Genomic DNA, 14,850 nt, shown 5'->3' with positions numbered 1-14,850 from the left:
TATTAAAATCACAACAGGGACGTCAGAACGTCACTGTCTTACAGTTCCGGTAAGACAGTGAAAGACAAGCTTACCGGAAAGGGGTGTTTCTCCATCTCGGGAGAGGGGTGGGATCGGGATCCATATAGCCTCCGGTAAGTGAATGATTTGCGCTGCGGATTATACGCAGAAAACCATAAGGTTTGTGGCAATTATGGCGGTATGATAAACCATGGAAACTAAACCAAACATATACCAGACTTTGCCCATTGCACTGTGCTTGAGTAAAGTTATTCTCTATTTGGCATAACTTCACACGCAACATGGGAAAACAGGATGCAAAATCGGCTGACCATTAAAGACATCGCCCGCTTAAGCGGTGTGGGAAAATCAACCGTTTCCCGTGTGCTCAACAATGAAAGCGGCGTGAGTGAACGTACCCGCGAACGCGTTGAGGCGGTGATGAATCAGCACGGTTTTTCCCCTTCCCGCTCCGCACGCGCCATGCGCGGACAAAGCGACAAGGTGGTGGCGATTATCGTCACGCGTCTGGACTCGCTTTCGGAAAATCTCGCCGTGCAGACCATGTTGCCCGCCTTTTATGAACAGGGCTACGATCCGATCATGATGGAAAGCCAGTTCTCGCCCGAGCTGGTTGAAGAACATCTCGGCATGCTCAGACGCCGTAACATTGATGGCGTGGTGCTGTTCGGTTTTACCGGCATTACTGAAACCATGCTCGCCTCCTGGCAGGATTCTCTGGTGCTGCTGGCAAGAGATGCAAAAGGCTTTGCCTCCGTCTGCTATGACGATGAGGGTGCCATTCGTACCCTGATGCAGCGTTTATACGAACGCGAGCATCGCCATATTAGCTTTCTTGGTGTTCCGCATAGCGATGTGACCACTGGTAAACGCCGCCATGAGGCCTACCTGGCATTCTGTAAAAAACATAAACTGCATTCTGTGGCAGCGCTACCTGGTCTGGCCATGAAGCAGGGCTATGAACAGGCCGCCAACGTCATCACCCCGGAAACCACCGCCTTAGTCTGTGCGACGGATACCCTTGCCCTTGGCGTCAGCAAATACTTGCAGGAGCAGCGGATTGAGAACCTGCAGTTGGCAAGCGTGGGCAGCACGCCGCTGATGAAATTCCTCCATCCGGAAACTATCACCGTCGATCCAGGATACGCCGAAGCCGGGCGACAAGCGGCCTCGCAGCTGATCGAACAGATCAACGGCCGTAGCGAACCACGACAAATCGTTATTCCTTCCACCCTCTCCTGATCGCTTTCTGAGCATTAATTTGTGATCTTCGCTGCGTTTCGGGAACGTTCCCATTTTTAAAAATTCATCGAAGATATACTCTGGCGTCAACAACGAGAGAGTTGCCGAATGACGACGCAACAGCGTCTTTTCCGGTCTACGGGGAACACACACCATCATGAGCAAAATAAAACAAGCAGACATCGACCGGCTGATTGAGCTGGTTGGCGGGCGCGACAATATCGCTACGGTGAGTCACTGCATTACTCGCCTGCGTTTTGTGCTGAATCAGCCTGCAAACGCCAGACCGAAAGAGATCGAATTGTTGCCAATGGTCAAAGGCTGCTTCACCAACGCCGGGCAGTTCCAGGTGGTGATTGGCACCGAGGTGGGCGATTACTACAAAGCGCTGTTGGCGACCACCGGACAAGCCAGTGCCGACAAAGAGCAGGCAAAGAAAGCGGCGCGGCAGAACATGAAGTGGCATGAGCAGCTGATTTCTCATTTTGCTGAGATCTTCTTCCCGCTGCTGCCAGCGCTGATTAGCGGCGGCCTGATCTTAGGTTTCCGTAACGTGATCGGCGATCTGCCCATGAGCAACGGGCAGACGCTGGCGCAGATGCATCCTTCGCTGAAAACACTTTATGACTTCCTGTGGCTGATTGGCGAGGCGATCTTCTTCTATTTGCCGGTCGGGATCTGCTGGTCGGCGGTGAAGAAAATGGGCGGTACGCCGATCCTCGGAATTGTGCTGGGCGTGACCCTGGTTTCTCCGCAACTGATGAACGCCTATTTGCTCGGTCAGCAGGTGCCGGACGTGTGGAACTTCGGCCTGTTCAGCATTGAGAAAGTGGGCTACCAGGCGCAGGTCATTCCGGCACTGTTGGCCGGGCTGGCGCTCGGGTTCATTGAAACACGCATGAAGCGCATCGTGCCGGATTACCTGTATCTGGTGATCGTCCCGGTGTGCTCGCTGATCCTTGCGGTATTCCTTGCGCACGCCTTTATCGGTCCATTTGGCCGCATGATTGGCGACGGTGTCGCGTTTGCGGTCCGTCATCTGCTGACCGGCAGTTTTGCTCCGATTGGCGCGGCGCTGTTCGGCTTCCTGTACGCCCCGCTGGTGATCACCGGTGTGCATCAGACCACGCTGGCTATCGACATGCAGATGATTCAGAGCATGGGCGGCACGCCGGTATGGCCACTGATCGCACTGTCGAATATCGCTCAGGCCTCTGCGGTGGTCGGGATCATTATCTCCAGTCGCAAGCACAACGAACGTGAAATTTCCGTTCCTGCCGCGATCTCCGCTTATCTCGGGGTAACCGAACCAGCGATGTATGGGATCAACCTGAAATACCGCTTCCCGATGCTGTGCGCGATGATCGGTTCCGGTCTCGCCGGACTGCTGTGCGGCCTGAACGGTGTGCTGGCGAACGGGATTGGCGTCGGCGGTTTGCCGGGCATCCTCTCCATCCAGCCGACTTACTGGCAGGTCTTTGGCATGGCGATGGTCATTGCGATTGTCATCCCAATGGTACTGACCTCATTCGTTTACCAGCGTAAACACCGTCTGGGCACATTACAGATTGTCTAACTTTTCTTCGGGGCGCAGTTGCGCCCCAGCGTATTTCCAGGAAACAACCATGAATATTCCCCACTGGTGGCAAAACGGCGTTATCTATCAGGTTTACCCCAAGAGTTTTCAGGACACCACCGGCAGCGGCACCGGAGATTTACGCGGCGTGGCGCAGCGCCTCGACTATCTGCAAAAGCTGGGCGTTGATGCCATCTGGCTGACGCCGTTCTATATTTCGCCGCAGGTTGATAACGGTTACGACGTCGCAGACTACACGTCTGTCGATCCGGCCTACGGCACGCTGGAAGACTTTGACGAACTGGTGGTACAGGCGAAAGCGCGCGGCATCCGTATTATTCTCGACATGGTGTTTAACCACACCTCAACCCAGCACGCCTGGTTTCGTGAAGCGCTGGATAAAGACAGCCCGTATCGTCAGTTTTATCTCTGGCGCGACGGCACGCCAGACTGCCCGCCGAATAACTGGCGTTCCAAGTTTGGCGGCAACGCCTGGGGCTGGCACGCCGAAAGCGAGCAGTACTATCTGCACCTCTTTGCTCCGGAGCAAGCCGACCTGAATTGGGAAAACCCGGCGGTCCGCGCCGAGCTAAAAAAAGTCTGCGAGTTCTGGGCCGATCGCGGCGTGGACGGACTGCGCCTCGACGTGGTGAATCTTATCTCTAAAGACCAGGACTTCCCGAACGATCCCGACGGCGATGGACGGCGTTTTTATACCGACGGCCCACGCGCGCATGAATTTTTGCGTGAGATGAACCGCGATGTTTTTACCCCACGCAACCTGATGACGGTCGGCGAAATGTCATCCACCACGTTGGAACATTGCCAGCAGTACGCCGCACAAGATGGTAGCGAACTGTCGATGACCTTTAACTTCCACCACCTGAAAGTGGATTACCCCAACGGCGAGAAGTGGACGTTAGCAAAACCCGACTATATGGCGCTGAAAACCCTGTTCCGCCACTGGCAGCAGGGCATGCACAATCAGGCCTGGAACGCATTATTCTGGTGTAACCACGATCAGCCGCGCATCGTGTCGCGTTTTGGCGATGAAGGTAAATACCGCGTTCCGTCGGCCAAAATGCTGGCGATGGTGCTGCATGGCATGCAGGGCACCCCCTATATCTACCAGGGTGAAGAGATCGGTATGACCAACCCGCACTTCCGCCAGATTACCGATTATCGCGATGTGGAAAGCCATAACATGTTTGCCGCCCTGAACGGCCAGGGACGCGATGCGCAAGAGCTGCTGGCGATCCTCGCCAGTAAATCACGCGATAACAGCCGCACGCCGATGCAATGGGATGCCAGCAAACACGCGGGCTTCACCCGCGGCGAGCCATGGATCAATCTGTGTGACAACGCAGCAGACATTAACGTGGCGGCAGCACTGAACGATGCCGACTCGGTGTTCTACACCTATCAGAAGCTGATCGCATTGCGCAAAGCGGAGCCGGTTATCACCTGGGGCGACTACCAGGATCTGCTACCGGACAGCCCGCATCTGTGGTGCTATCAACGAGAGTGGCAAGGGCAGCGGCTGCTGGTCATTGCCAATCTGAGCGATACCTTCCAGAGCTGGCAGCCAGCCCAGACCGACGGAAACTGGCAGGTGCTGATGCACAACTATGCCGAGGTTGCCAGCCAACCTGGGGACATGACACTGCGTCCTTTTGAGGCCGTCTGGTGGTTGCAAAAATAGCTTGCAATTATGTTCAGGCCCGGTACGCATAGCGCTACCGGGCGTTGCTACATACGCTTAGCTTACCCTTCTGTTTTTGCTGAATAATTAATCAGAATTTTCTGCCTACAATTTACAATCGGCTGTACCGCCCGTCATCTGTACGCTCCGATTTTTACTTTGCGCTACATCAAATAAATCGTAAACATCCTTGATGCAAATCACTACATATAGAACTTAAAATGCACGCCGACCCAATATGTTGTATTAATCGACTACAATTGCTACAACTACAGTGCACCGTTTAACGGTGGAATTGTGGATAAAGTGGGTCAGGATTGCGGGAAGTCATTGGCAATAGAGATGAATAAAGCCATGACCGCTTCCCCAACCTCTGTGGATAACCTGTTCTTATAAATATGGAGTGATCATGACACCGCATGTGATGAAACGAGATGGCTGTAAAGTGCCGTTTAAATCAGAGCGCATCAAAGAAGCCATTCTGCGTGCAGCTAAAGCAGCGGGAGTCGATGACGCAGATTACTGTGCCACCGTCGCAGAAGTCGTTAGTAGCCAGATGAATGAGCGCAGCCAGGTCGATATCAACGAGATCCAGACAGCGGTAGAAAACCAGCTGATGTCTGGTCCGTACAAACAACTCGCCCGTGCGTACATCGAATATCGCCACGACCGTGATATACAGCGTGAAAAACGTGGCCGTCTGAACCAGGAAATTCGTGGTCTGGTTGAGCAAACCAACTCTGCTCTGCTGAACGAAAACGCCAACAAAGACAGCAAAGTGATCCCGACCCAGCGCGATCTGCTGGCCGGTATCGTCGCCAAACACTATGCGCGTCAACACCTGCTGCCGCGTGATGTCGTCCAGGCGCACGAGCGTGGTGATATTCACTATCACGATCTCGACTACTCTCCGTTCTTCCCAATGTTTAACTGCATGCTGATCGACCTGAAAGGTATGCTGACGCAGGGCTTTAAGATGGGTAACGCGGAGATTGAGCCGCCAAAATCCATCTCCACCGCGACGGCCGTCACCGCGCAAATTATCGCGCAGGTTGCCAGCCATATTTATGGCGGTACCACCATTAACCGTATTGACGAAGTTCTCGCACCGTTCGTGACCGAGAGCTTTAATAAGCATCGCAAAACCGCTGAAGAGTGGCAGATCCCAGATGCCGACGGTTATGCGCATTCCCGTACCGAGAAAGAGTGCTACGACGCATTCCAGTCCCTTGAGTATGAAGTGAATACCCTGCATACCGCCAACGGTCAGACGCCGTTCGTTACCTTCGGTTTCGGCCTGGGAACCAGCTGGGAATCGCGTTTGATCCAGCAGTCCATTCTGCGTAACCGCATTGCCGGCCTGGGTAAAAATCGTAAAACCGCCGTGTTCCCGAAACTGGTGTTTGCGATTCGTGACGGTCTGAACCACAAGTTTGGCGATCCGAACTATGACATCAAGCAGCTGGCGCTGGAGTGCGCGAGCAAGCGTATGTATCCGGACATCCTGAACTACGATCAGGTGGTTAAAGTGACCGGCTCGTTCAAAACGCCGATGGGCTGCCGCAGTTTCCTGGGCGTATGGGAAAACGAGAACGGCGAACAGGTCCACGATGGCCGTAACAACCTCGGCGTTATCAGCCTTAACCTGCCGCGTATCGCGCTGGAAGCTCATGGCGATGAAGCCACCTTCTGGAAACTGCTCGACGACCGTCTGATCCTGGCGCGTAAAGCGCTGATGACCCGCATTGCGCGTCTGGAAGGCGTGAAGGCCCGCGTTGCACCGATCCTGTATATGGAAGGGGCCTGCGGCGTGCGTCTGAAAGCAGACGATGACGTGTCTGAAATCTTTAAAAACGGCCGCGCGTCGATTTCTCTGGGTTACATCGGCATTCACGAAACCATCAACGCGCTGTTTGGCGACAAACACTTGTACGACAGCGAGCAGCTTCGCGCTAAAGCTATCGCCATTGTGGAACGTCTGCGTCAGGCGGTCGATCAGTGGAAAGACGAAACCGGCTACGGCTTTAGTCTGTACAGTACGCCAAGTGAAAACCTGTGCGATCGTTTCTGCCGTCTGGATACCGCCGAGTTTGGCGTGGTGCCGGGTGTTACCGACAAAGGTTACTACACCAACAGCTTCCACCTCGACGTGGAGAAAAAGGTTAACCCGTACGACAAGATCGATTTTGAAGCGCCGTACCCGCCGCTGGCGAACGGAGGCTTCATTTGCTACGGCGAGTACCCGAACATTCAGCACAACCTGAAAGCACTGGAAGACGTCTGGGATTACAGCTATCAGCACGTGCCGTATTACGGGACCAACACGCCAATCGATGAATGCTACGAGTGCGGCTTTACCGGTGAGTTCGAGTGCACCAGCAAAGGCTTTACCTGCCCGAAATGTGGTAACCACGACGCCGCACGCGTGTCGGTCACCCGCCGCGTATGCGGTTATTTAGGCAGCCCGGACGCTCGTCCGTTTAACGCCGGTAAGCAGGAAGAAGTGAAGCGCCGCGTTAAGCATTTAGGTAATGGGCAGATAGGTTAATTTCCGTTTGCAAAGGCCGTAGGCCTGATAAGACGCAATCGCGTCGTCATCAGGCATCACAATGTTGCCGGATGCGGTGCAAGCACCTTATCCGGCCTACATGCTTTCTGGACACCCGCTATGCGCTACCATCAATACTATCCCGTCGATATCGTTAACGGCCCCGGCACTCGCTGCACCCTGTTTGTGTCGGGATGCGTGCATGAATGCCCTGGCTGCTATAACAAAAGCACCTGGCGACTCAATTCCGGCCAGCCGTTTACCAAAGAGATGGAAGACAAGATCATTGCCGATCTGAACGACACGCGAATCCCTCGCCAGGGTATTTCGCTGTCCGGCGGCGATCCGCTGCATCCGCAAAACGTGCCGGATATCCTGCAACTGGTACAGCGTATTCACGCTGAGTGTCCGGGGAAAGATATCTGGGTGTGGACCGGCTACAAGCTTGATGAACTCAACGCCGCACAAATGCAGGTGGTGGATCTCATCAACGTGCTGGTCGATGGTAAATTTGTGCAGGATCTTAAAGACCCAGCGCTGATCTGGCGCGGCAGCAGCAACCAGGTTGTACATCATTTGCGTTAATTTCCAGGCGGTAAATATTCTGTTTTCCGCCTCTCAAAAACGGCTCACACACTCCATGGCAACCGCTTTGAACTCGGTGAAATTACGGCACGCGCAGAGTCGCGTCATCGCGCGTTCGCGCAGGAAGGTGACGAAGATATCGTAGATAGCCATCGCCTCTTCGTATTCACTCTTGCTGATAGCGAGCAAGAAGATCACGTGGGCCGTTTCATCGCCCCAGGCGATACCCTGTGGGGCGAGGATGGTGTAGACCACCGTTTTCTTGGCCAGCAGACCAAGGGCGTGCGGCAAGGCAATGCTGTCACCCAGCATGGTGCTGACAATGGCCTCACGTTCCACCACCGAATCAAGAAACTCTGCGTCGACAAAACCTTCATCCTGCAACTGACGACATAAGGTTTTGAACAACGTTTGTTGATCCATTGGCTCGTCAACCACACGAAAATGGGCGGCATCGAAGAATTTGTTCAACATCCACGGACGGGTTCTGTCGACCAGCACCAGTTTGCCAATCTGCTCCAGCTGATAATCGGTAGGGAACGGCGCAATCATCACCACCGGTTTATCTTTTTCACCAATCCGCGCGGTAGAGATGACAAAATCTTCGCTGATGCTTTCCCGCTGTTCGTAGTCGCGAAGCGTTACGGTATCGACGATCTCTATCTGCGGATACTTACGCGCCAGTACCGCTTCAATCATCCGCGCCATCGCATTTCCGGCATCACATACCAGCAGAACCTTCGGCTGTCTCTGGTAACCGATGTTGTAACTACGCTCCAGCCCTACGCCAATATGCAGCACGAGGAAGCCAATCTCATTTTCACTGATGGTGTACGGCGTATATTTTCCCCATCCCGAGACGGCGGCCAGCGTCATGTCCCACGCCATGGGGTAGTGCTGTTTAATATTTTCCAGCAGCGGATTGGGGATCATTATCTGGTAACGCACCCGGGTGATCATCGTCTTAATATGCGTCAGCAGGTCAGCATGCAACTGTTTGTCATTCAACAGGTTGTAGTTGTACTGGCTGTTGATAAAACGCAGGATGTAATTGACCAGCGCTTCATCATCATCCGCATTGATAGCACTGGGCGCGATCTCTTGTACCTGGCGGGCAGCAATATGCACCTGTAGCCAGTTTTCTTCGGAAACGGAAAGCGGTTTGTCTGCCAGGCGGTGCAATACCGCCGCGATTTCCCGCGTGGCCAGGCACACCGATTGATCGGCCTCTTCTGCGGCAAAATCCGGGAGTGGATACCCTTCGCTAATCCGCCTTACCGCCACCGCGCAGTACAAGCGTAAAAACAGCTCGCCCTCATCGGTCAGACGAATATGGAAACGGGAAAAAATGTCCTGCAAAACGGGTTGTAGTTGCTCAGGAAGCCCCGCATTCAGCGCTTCTTGCGTCACTAACGGATGCTGCGGATCCTGCTGCGCCAGCGTCCACAGCAGATCGGTCAAACAGGCGCGGATCGCCATTTCGCTGCCGAACAGCTTCATGCCGTGACGGGGACGCGTTTCCAGCGTCAGATGATAACGTTGCAGATGCTCGCGCACCTCAGCCATATCGTTTTGCAGCGTCGCGCGGCTGATAAACCATTCATCAGCCAAATCTTCCAGCTTCAGCGAGAAAGCCGATGTCAGAAAACGCACCACCAGCCAGTGTATCCGTTCCTGGCTGGTGCGTGGGATGCGCAGCAACGTATTGGGCTGCTGCGTTTGCAGGGTGTGAAAGCTTGCCGGGTCGTCAATTTTGAGCTGATAACCATTACCCCGGCTGAGGACAAACTGTGCGCCGTACTGGGTGAGCAGCGCGTTTAGCGCGGTGATATCCGCCCGTACGGTGCGTGTGGAAACCGACAACCGCTGCGCCAGCTCGTCCTGTGGAAGCGCTTCGTTTTGCAACATGTCAAACAGCTGTGCTAAACGTTGGTTGGGGAATCGCACGTCAGTTTCCTCATCAGTCAGTTAGCCTACGCAGGCCCGGGTCATCGCCATCAGCTGGCGTACGTCGTCCGGACGAGTGTTACCACTCACCTTATCAATAATCGAACTATAGATGTGAGGAATGATTTTACTCACTCCGGCATCGAGGGCAATTTGCAGGATTTCAGTGAAATTATCCAGATCGATACCGCCGGTTGGCTCCAGCCAGAAGTCATGACGGGCGCAGGCCTGCGCGACCGCAATGTACTCGTCACGGCATTTCAGGCCGCCCATCGGGAAGTATTTAATTGAGCTACCGCCCATGTCTTTGAGCAGCGCAATCGCGGTTTCTACCGGCACAATACCGTCCGGCGTCTGGCTGCTTAGCGGACCAGTGGAGATTTTCACCCTGCCCGGCGTGCCGGTTGGCGAGACCAGACCGTTGACCACTGTCTCCTGCTGGCCCAGCAGCGCGCGACTGGTAGCCACGCCGGTAAAGACCTGATTGACATGCTGGGGCTGCACCTGACGGGAGATTTCACTGACCATCGCCGACTGGTTAGGATCGCCCGCCCCCAGCCCCACGGAGAGCGCATTGTCGATAAGGGCCGCGTATTCACGCATATCCGCTACCGCGCTTGCGACATCCGGGTAATTCTTTGACAGCACGCCAACCAGCACGTGTCCTTCCGCCGCCGCGTAAATATCCCGGGCATTTTCTTTGGAGCCTGCCAGCACGTTCAGGCAGACGCGGTCGCGATAAAAGTTAGGGGTCAGTTTCATGCTTCTTTCTCCTGCGAAATCACTTCACCAATTCGACGGGCCACAATCTCCAGCTGCGCGCGATCGACGCTGCGCACATCGGCTTCGATAATGCCTTCGTTGGCTTTGTAACCACGGAAGTAAATCGCGTACTCCCCCTGTTTCAGCGCGTCAACCAGTTCCCCCGTGGCGATCCCGGTTACCGCTTCATCAAACTTAATTTCCGTGCGTGCGATGTCGCGCCCTGCACTATCCCACACCACGCGGGCGCTCACGCCGTTAAGCTGGTTCAAGGCATTAATGAACGGCGTCATTTTCTCGACCATCTCCGCGCCGCTCTCTTTCTGCGCGTTCAGATACAGTTCGATGGCGCAGGTCAGTCCAAGAATTCCCTCTTTGCCCACCTTCATCGCCCGGCCAATTCCCGCCGTCTGGCGCTTCACCCACTCAACGTACTGGGTTTTACCTATCACCAGACCGCTGGTTGGTCCTTCTATCGCCTTGGCGCCACTATAAATCACCAGATCTGCACCAACCCGGTAGTAGCACTGCAAATCCTCTTCCGCCGCCGCGTCCACGATCAACGGCAGATTATGTGTACGCGCCACCACCGCGGCCTGCTCCACGCTGAGCATACTTTTCTGGACGCAATGGTGAGATTTGATATACAGAATGGCCGCCGTACGCGGTGTAATGGCCGCCGCCAGCTGCGCCGCGGAACATTCGTTGGCATAACCGGCTTCCACTAACTTGCCGCCGCCAAGCGCCACCATGGTGCCTACCGGAGCGCCAAAGTTGACGTTGTGACCTCTGGGCAGCACGATTTCGTTGTTTTCAATGGGCGTGACGTGCAGGTTCTCCAGCAGCCAGTCGCTATCTTTAACCAATACGCCAGCCACCGACAGGGCGATCCCGGCCGAGGCGCAAGAGACAACCGTTGCCCCTTCCACTTCCAGTAATTTCGCGATGTAGTCGCCTGTTTTATTGACCAGGTCTTTCATCTCGAAATATTGGTTCATCCCCGCCATCGCGGCTTCAACCACTTCTGGTCGCGGCGTGGAGACGCCAAGCGCCGTCATGCGGCCGGAGGTATTAATCACCTGTTTTAAATCGTATTTCTCAAAAATCGAAGGCATGTTCCGCGCTCCCTTGTTCGGTCATATAGCCCTTGCCCGCACGTATTGCGGCAAGCGGCACCAGCAGTTGTTCAGCCTGCAGGCTGTCGTTTTCTGCATCTACCAGCACGGTTGGCTGGCGCTTAAGCGTAAAGAGGGTTAAATCGGCATCCAGACCGACCTGCAGCCGCCCCTTCTGTTTCAGGCGCAGACCATCGGCGGCATTGGCGGTAACGCATTCAATGACCTGCGGAAGCGACATCCCAATGGCGAGGAATTTCGACATCACATTCGCCAGGGAATGTACCGGGCCGCTGATACGGTTGCGGCAATAAATATCGGAGCTGATGGTGTGCGGCAAAATGCCCAGGCCGATAGCGCGTTTTGCCACCGCAAAGCTCAGGCTGGCGGTGCCATGCCCAACGTCCAGACGCACGCCACGTGAAATCGCCCGCGTCACTGACGCCCGCAGCTCGCCTTGCGGCGTCAGAATGCGATTCGGCTTACCGTTGTAACAGTGGGTAATGATGTCACCCGCGCTCAGGCGCTCAGCGATATCATCGAGATTCGGCGGGTTGTTGCCGATATGCACCATCAGCGGCAGGTCGCCGTTCTGTGCTTGCATCGCTTTGGCGCGATCCAGCGGCGTGATGCCATTTTCACCGACTACGCTGCTGCTCATGCGCGCCTTCAAACCGACGATAAAATCAGGGTGGCGTTTCACCGCCTCTCGCACCGCATCAGCGTCAATATTGGCCATGTTGGCCAGCTCGTTCTGGGCGATAAGCCCCACGCGGGAGATGTTCAGCAACGCATACACTTCGGTCGCAGCTTCCCGGGTCAGGGTGTAAAAATCGTCGATGTCATCCGCCCCGGTGCTGCCCGCATCCACCACGGTAGTGACGCCGGTCGCAATACCGACGCTATCCGGCTGGTCGTGATAAATCGGGGATTTCGGGTAGCAATGAACGTGGGAGTCAATCCAGCCTGCGCTGACGTAGCACTCACCGCCCAGCTCGATGGTTTTCAGCGCCGGACCATCAACGTCACCCAACGCCGCGATCTTGCCGTCTTTGAGCGCAATATCGCTCACCGTATCGTCAACGAGGCGCGCACGGCGCAGGAGTAAATCAAACATGTCTCTCTCCTGTTGAAATGGGGGCGGTCGTGTAGGCCTGATAAGGCGCAGCCGCCATCAGGCGTCATTGCCGGATGGCGGCTGCGCCTTATCCGGCCTACAACGACACACCATCAGCTAATAGCAATCGGGAAGATGGACCCGAGGATCATTGCGCCGAGGATCGCCCCGCCGGTAATCGGTTTTTGCCACAGATAAAACAGCAGCGCGCCCGCCAGAGAACCGATTCCGATAGGAATAGAAGCCGTCATCGCGCTAAGGATAATCAACGGTCCGAGGAAGCGGCCGGAGGCGTTACCGGCCCCCATCATGACGTCCGCACCGTAGGTCGAGTCGCTCTGGTTGATGGTGAACTTACGCGCCAGAATGATGATGTAGCCAATCGCCAGACCAATCACCAGACCGGTGACCAGCGAGGCGGCGAAGTTGGCGACCGGGAAGATAATGCCCGCGCCCAGCAGCAGCGCCGGAACACCTAACCCAACCCCGGTTTGAATCGCCCCGCCGATATCCAAAATCCCCACCAGCGAACCTTCAATGATGCGGGCAAACAGGAAGCTTGCGCCAAATGCCGCCACCGCCCCGTAGGAGCCGGTATCCATTCCCGCCTTCAGCATCGCCACAAAAGCCACTTCGTTAAATGCGCCAATACCGTACAGGTAGTACATGTGTGTTCCGGCAAATACGCCAGAGGAGAGCAGGCCCACGAAGATCGGGAACGACCAGTCAGCGAACCAAAAACCTTTATTCTGTTCCATGATGACCTCCGTTATTTGCCGCTGAGCGAGTTGTGGATAAGTTCGAGCCAGTTAGGCACGGTCAGATGGAAGGATTCGATCATCTTCATGTCGAAACCGCGGAAGAAGCCGCTCAGGACAAACAGCGCGACGATAGCTACCATCATCACTTTCGTGACGTGGTTCCAGCCGCTTTCTTCAACACCTTTGCCGATCAGAATGCCGAGCACCAGACCCGGAACGGCGTTGCCCATAATCAGCTGCGCCGCGCCGCCAAAAACGGTGGCCCAGAAGCCGGATTTCTTACCAGCGTCGATCGCCGCCAGCCAGAAGATCACTGGCATCACGGTGTTAACCAGCAGGTTAGCCGCGGGCACCAGCACCTTGACGGCGGTAACTTGCAACGCTTCCGGTACGGATGATGCGGTGAGGTTCAGGAAGGTCACTACGATCATCCCGATAACGCCGCAGGCAATTGCCATGCGTTTGGGGTCGTGCAGCGTTTCACCGACGTTGCGATTTTTAATCATCAGCGCGGCGGCGCCCCAGTTAGGGATGATGCGATGGTCGACGTCCTGCGTGAACGCCCCCGCCGCAACGGAGGAAGCCCAGGCATTAAAGAAGAAGCCCAGGCCGAACGAGAAGTGAGAAGCTGGATCTCCTTCGCAGGAATTCAGTTCTCCCAGAGTACGAAACGCGCCCATCCCTTGAGTGGTAGGCGCATGAAACATGCGTGCAGCCCCAGCGCCGACACCAACGCCAACCAATGCGCCGATGATGAGCGATTTTATTAATATTATCAGGAACATAATTATGCCTTTTAATAGAAAAATCAGCGTTGCGTAACGAAATCCACCTTGTCGAGATTGATGGCAGTCACGTTGACGGTCACGTCCAGCTCCACGCTGAAAGTGCGTCTTTCCCGGCGCAAAAAGAGGAATAAAAACGCCTCTTTACGCACCGATTCACGCGCTTGAACAACCTGCACATCCTGTGGCTCAATACGCAGTAAGATATGCGGCGACGCTTTCATCACCGCAGCCTGAACGTGGTTCAGGGCATCGGCAAAGGCGCGAGCTTTAGTCTCGCCCTTACCCGTGACTCTCACCGTGGTGGTGAATTGCTCTTTCATGCTTAAGCGCCGTGTTTCTTTTGCCACGCCTGCACCAGGCGCTCGCCGAGCTCTTCTTTATCCATAAAGCCGAATCCCAGTACGTTGCACCCTTCGTTGATGGCGGTTACCCCTTCATCGACCGAGCGCATGCCGTATTTCGCCTTGTAGCCGTATTTGGTCTGCGCGGTAATCGCACCCGCACCACCACTGCCACAAAACGAGATACCAAAGGTGGCGTTTTCCGCTTTCATCACGTCACCCAGCTTCATATCTGCTGCAACGCCCGGCACCACAACGGCACGGCCACCCGCTTTCTCTACGCCTGCCGCCACTTTCTGGCCTTTACCCAGACGATCGCCAATCACTACGGTAATCTGTTCCATC

Annotated in this window: 14 protein-coding genes; 5 read left to right on the top strand and 9 right to left on the bottom strand. The window is 55.2% G+C overall.

From position 1 onward, the window contains the following. Window positions 1-70: 70 nt before the first annotated feature. Window positions 71-124 carry a mgtA regulatory leader peptide MgtL gene (gene mgtL, locus OGY72_RS24825; protein ID WP_219816547.1) on the bottom strand — a complete coding sequence of 18 codons (54 nt, stop codon included), beginning with the start codon at window positions 122-124 and terminating at the stop codon, window positions 71-73. Between the two features lie 191 nt (window positions 125-315). Between mgtL and treR the strand changes: the two genes are divergently transcribed. From treR to nrdG, 5 genes are all read left to right on the top strand, one after another. Beyond that, window positions 316-1,263, top strand: a complete 948-nt coding sequence (gene treR, locus OGY72_RS18345; protein ID WP_126319421.1) for a trehalose operon repressor TreR — start codon at window positions 316-318, stop codon at window positions 1,261-1,263. Window positions 1,264-1,420: 157 nt separating this feature from the next. Beyond that, on the top strand, window positions 1,421-2,839 hold the full coding sequence (treB, locus tag OGY72_RS18340) for a PTS trehalose transporter subunit IIBC (RefSeq protein ID WP_048215055.1): 1,419 nt from the start codon (window positions 1,421-1,423) through the stop codon (window positions 2,837-2,839). 49 nt (window positions 2,840-2,888) lie between these two features. Continuing rightward, the gene (treC, locus tag OGY72_RS18335) at window positions 2,889-4,541 is read left to right on the top strand and encodes an alpha,alpha-phosphotrehalase (RefSeq protein ID WP_286548664.1); all 1,653 of its coding nucleotides are present in this window, start codon (window positions 2,889-2,891) and stop codon (window positions 4,539-4,541) included. A gap of 409 nt (window positions 4,542-4,950) precedes the next feature. Continuing rightward, window positions 4,951-7,089 (top strand): anaerobic ribonucleoside-triphosphate reductase, encoded by a 2,139-nt coding sequence (gene nrdD / locus OGY72_RS18330; RefSeq protein WP_003830363.1) that lies wholly within the window; start codon window positions 4,951-4,953, stop codon window positions 7,087-7,089. A 120-nt stretch (window positions 7,090-7,209) separates the two neighbouring features. Next, window positions 7,210-7,674, top strand: coding sequence for an anaerobic ribonucleoside-triphosphate reductase-activating protein (gene nrdG / locus OGY72_RS18325; RefSeq protein WP_048227187.1), 465 nt, complete (start codon window positions 7,210-7,212; stop codon window positions 7,672-7,674). A gap of 33 nt (window positions 7,675-7,707) precedes the next feature. On the opposite strand, the gene OGY72_RS18320 is transcribed toward nrdG, so the two are convergent. The 8 genes from OGY72_RS18320 to OGY72_RS18285 form a co-directional block, all read right to left on the bottom strand. Further along, the gene (locus OGY72_RS18320; RefSeq protein ID WP_148362527.1) at window positions 7,708-9,621 is read right to left on the bottom strand and encodes a BglG family transcription antiterminator; all 1,914 of its coding nucleotides are present in this window, start codon (window positions 9,619-9,621) and stop codon (window positions 7,708-7,710) included. Between the two features lie 21 nt (window positions 9,622-9,642). Then, window positions 9,643-10,383, bottom strand: a complete 741-nt coding sequence (dagF, locus tag OGY72_RS18315; protein WP_149281799.1) for a 2-dehydro-3-deoxy-phosphogluconate aldolase — start codon at window positions 10,381-10,383, stop codon at window positions 9,643-9,645. Continuing rightward, window positions 10,380-11,498 carry a DgaE family pyridoxal phosphate-dependent ammonia lyase gene (locus OGY72_RS18310; protein WP_063941637.1) on the bottom strand — a complete coding sequence of 373 codons (1,119 nt, stop codon included), beginning with the start codon at window positions 11,496-11,498 and terminating at the stop codon, window positions 10,380-10,382. Before OGY72_RS18310 ends, dagF begins: the two co-directional genes overlap by 4 nt. Beyond that, window positions 11,482-12,615 (bottom strand): amidohydrolase/deacetylase family metallohydrolase, encoded by a 1,134-nt coding sequence (locus OGY72_RS18305; RefSeq protein ID WP_003830377.1) that lies wholly within the window; start codon window positions 12,613-12,615, stop codon window positions 11,482-11,484. The genes OGY72_RS18310 and OGY72_RS18305 overlap by 17 nt, the downstream gene beginning before the upstream one ends. 113 nt (window positions 12,616-12,728) lie before the next feature. Then, window positions 12,729-13,373, bottom strand: coding sequence for a DUF4310 family protein (locus OGY72_RS18300; RefSeq protein ID WP_003830379.1), 645 nt, complete (start codon window positions 13,371-13,373; stop codon window positions 12,729-12,731). Window positions 13,374-13,384: 11 nt separating this feature from the next. Further along, window positions 13,385-14,161 (bottom strand): DUF4311 domain-containing protein, encoded by a 777-nt coding sequence (locus OGY72_RS18295; protein ID WP_003025764.1) that lies wholly within the window; start codon window positions 14,159-14,161, stop codon window positions 13,385-13,387. 23 nt (window positions 14,162-14,184) lie between these two features. Beyond that, entirely contained in the window at window positions 14,185-14,484 is a 300-nt protein-coding gene (locus OGY72_RS18290; RefSeq protein ID WP_003025762.1) for a DUF4312 family protein, read from the bottom strand. Window positions 14,485-14,486: 2 nt separating this feature from the next. Then, window positions 14,487-14,849, bottom strand: a complete 363-nt coding sequence (locus tag OGY72_RS18285; protein WP_003830384.1) for an SFCGS family glycine-rich protein — start codon at window positions 14,847-14,849, stop codon at window positions 14,487-14,489. Window position 14,850: the final 1 nt, after the last annotated feature.

It is taken from the genome of Citrobacter sp. Cpo221, from assembly GCF_030332345.1.
GTDB classification, from domain to species: Bacteria; Pseudomonadota; Gammaproteobacteria; order Enterobacterales; family Enterobacteriaceae; genus Citrobacter; species Citrobacter portucalensis.
Note: the sequence above shows the minus strand (reverse complement) of the source record. Positions and strands in the feature narration are given on the sequence as shown.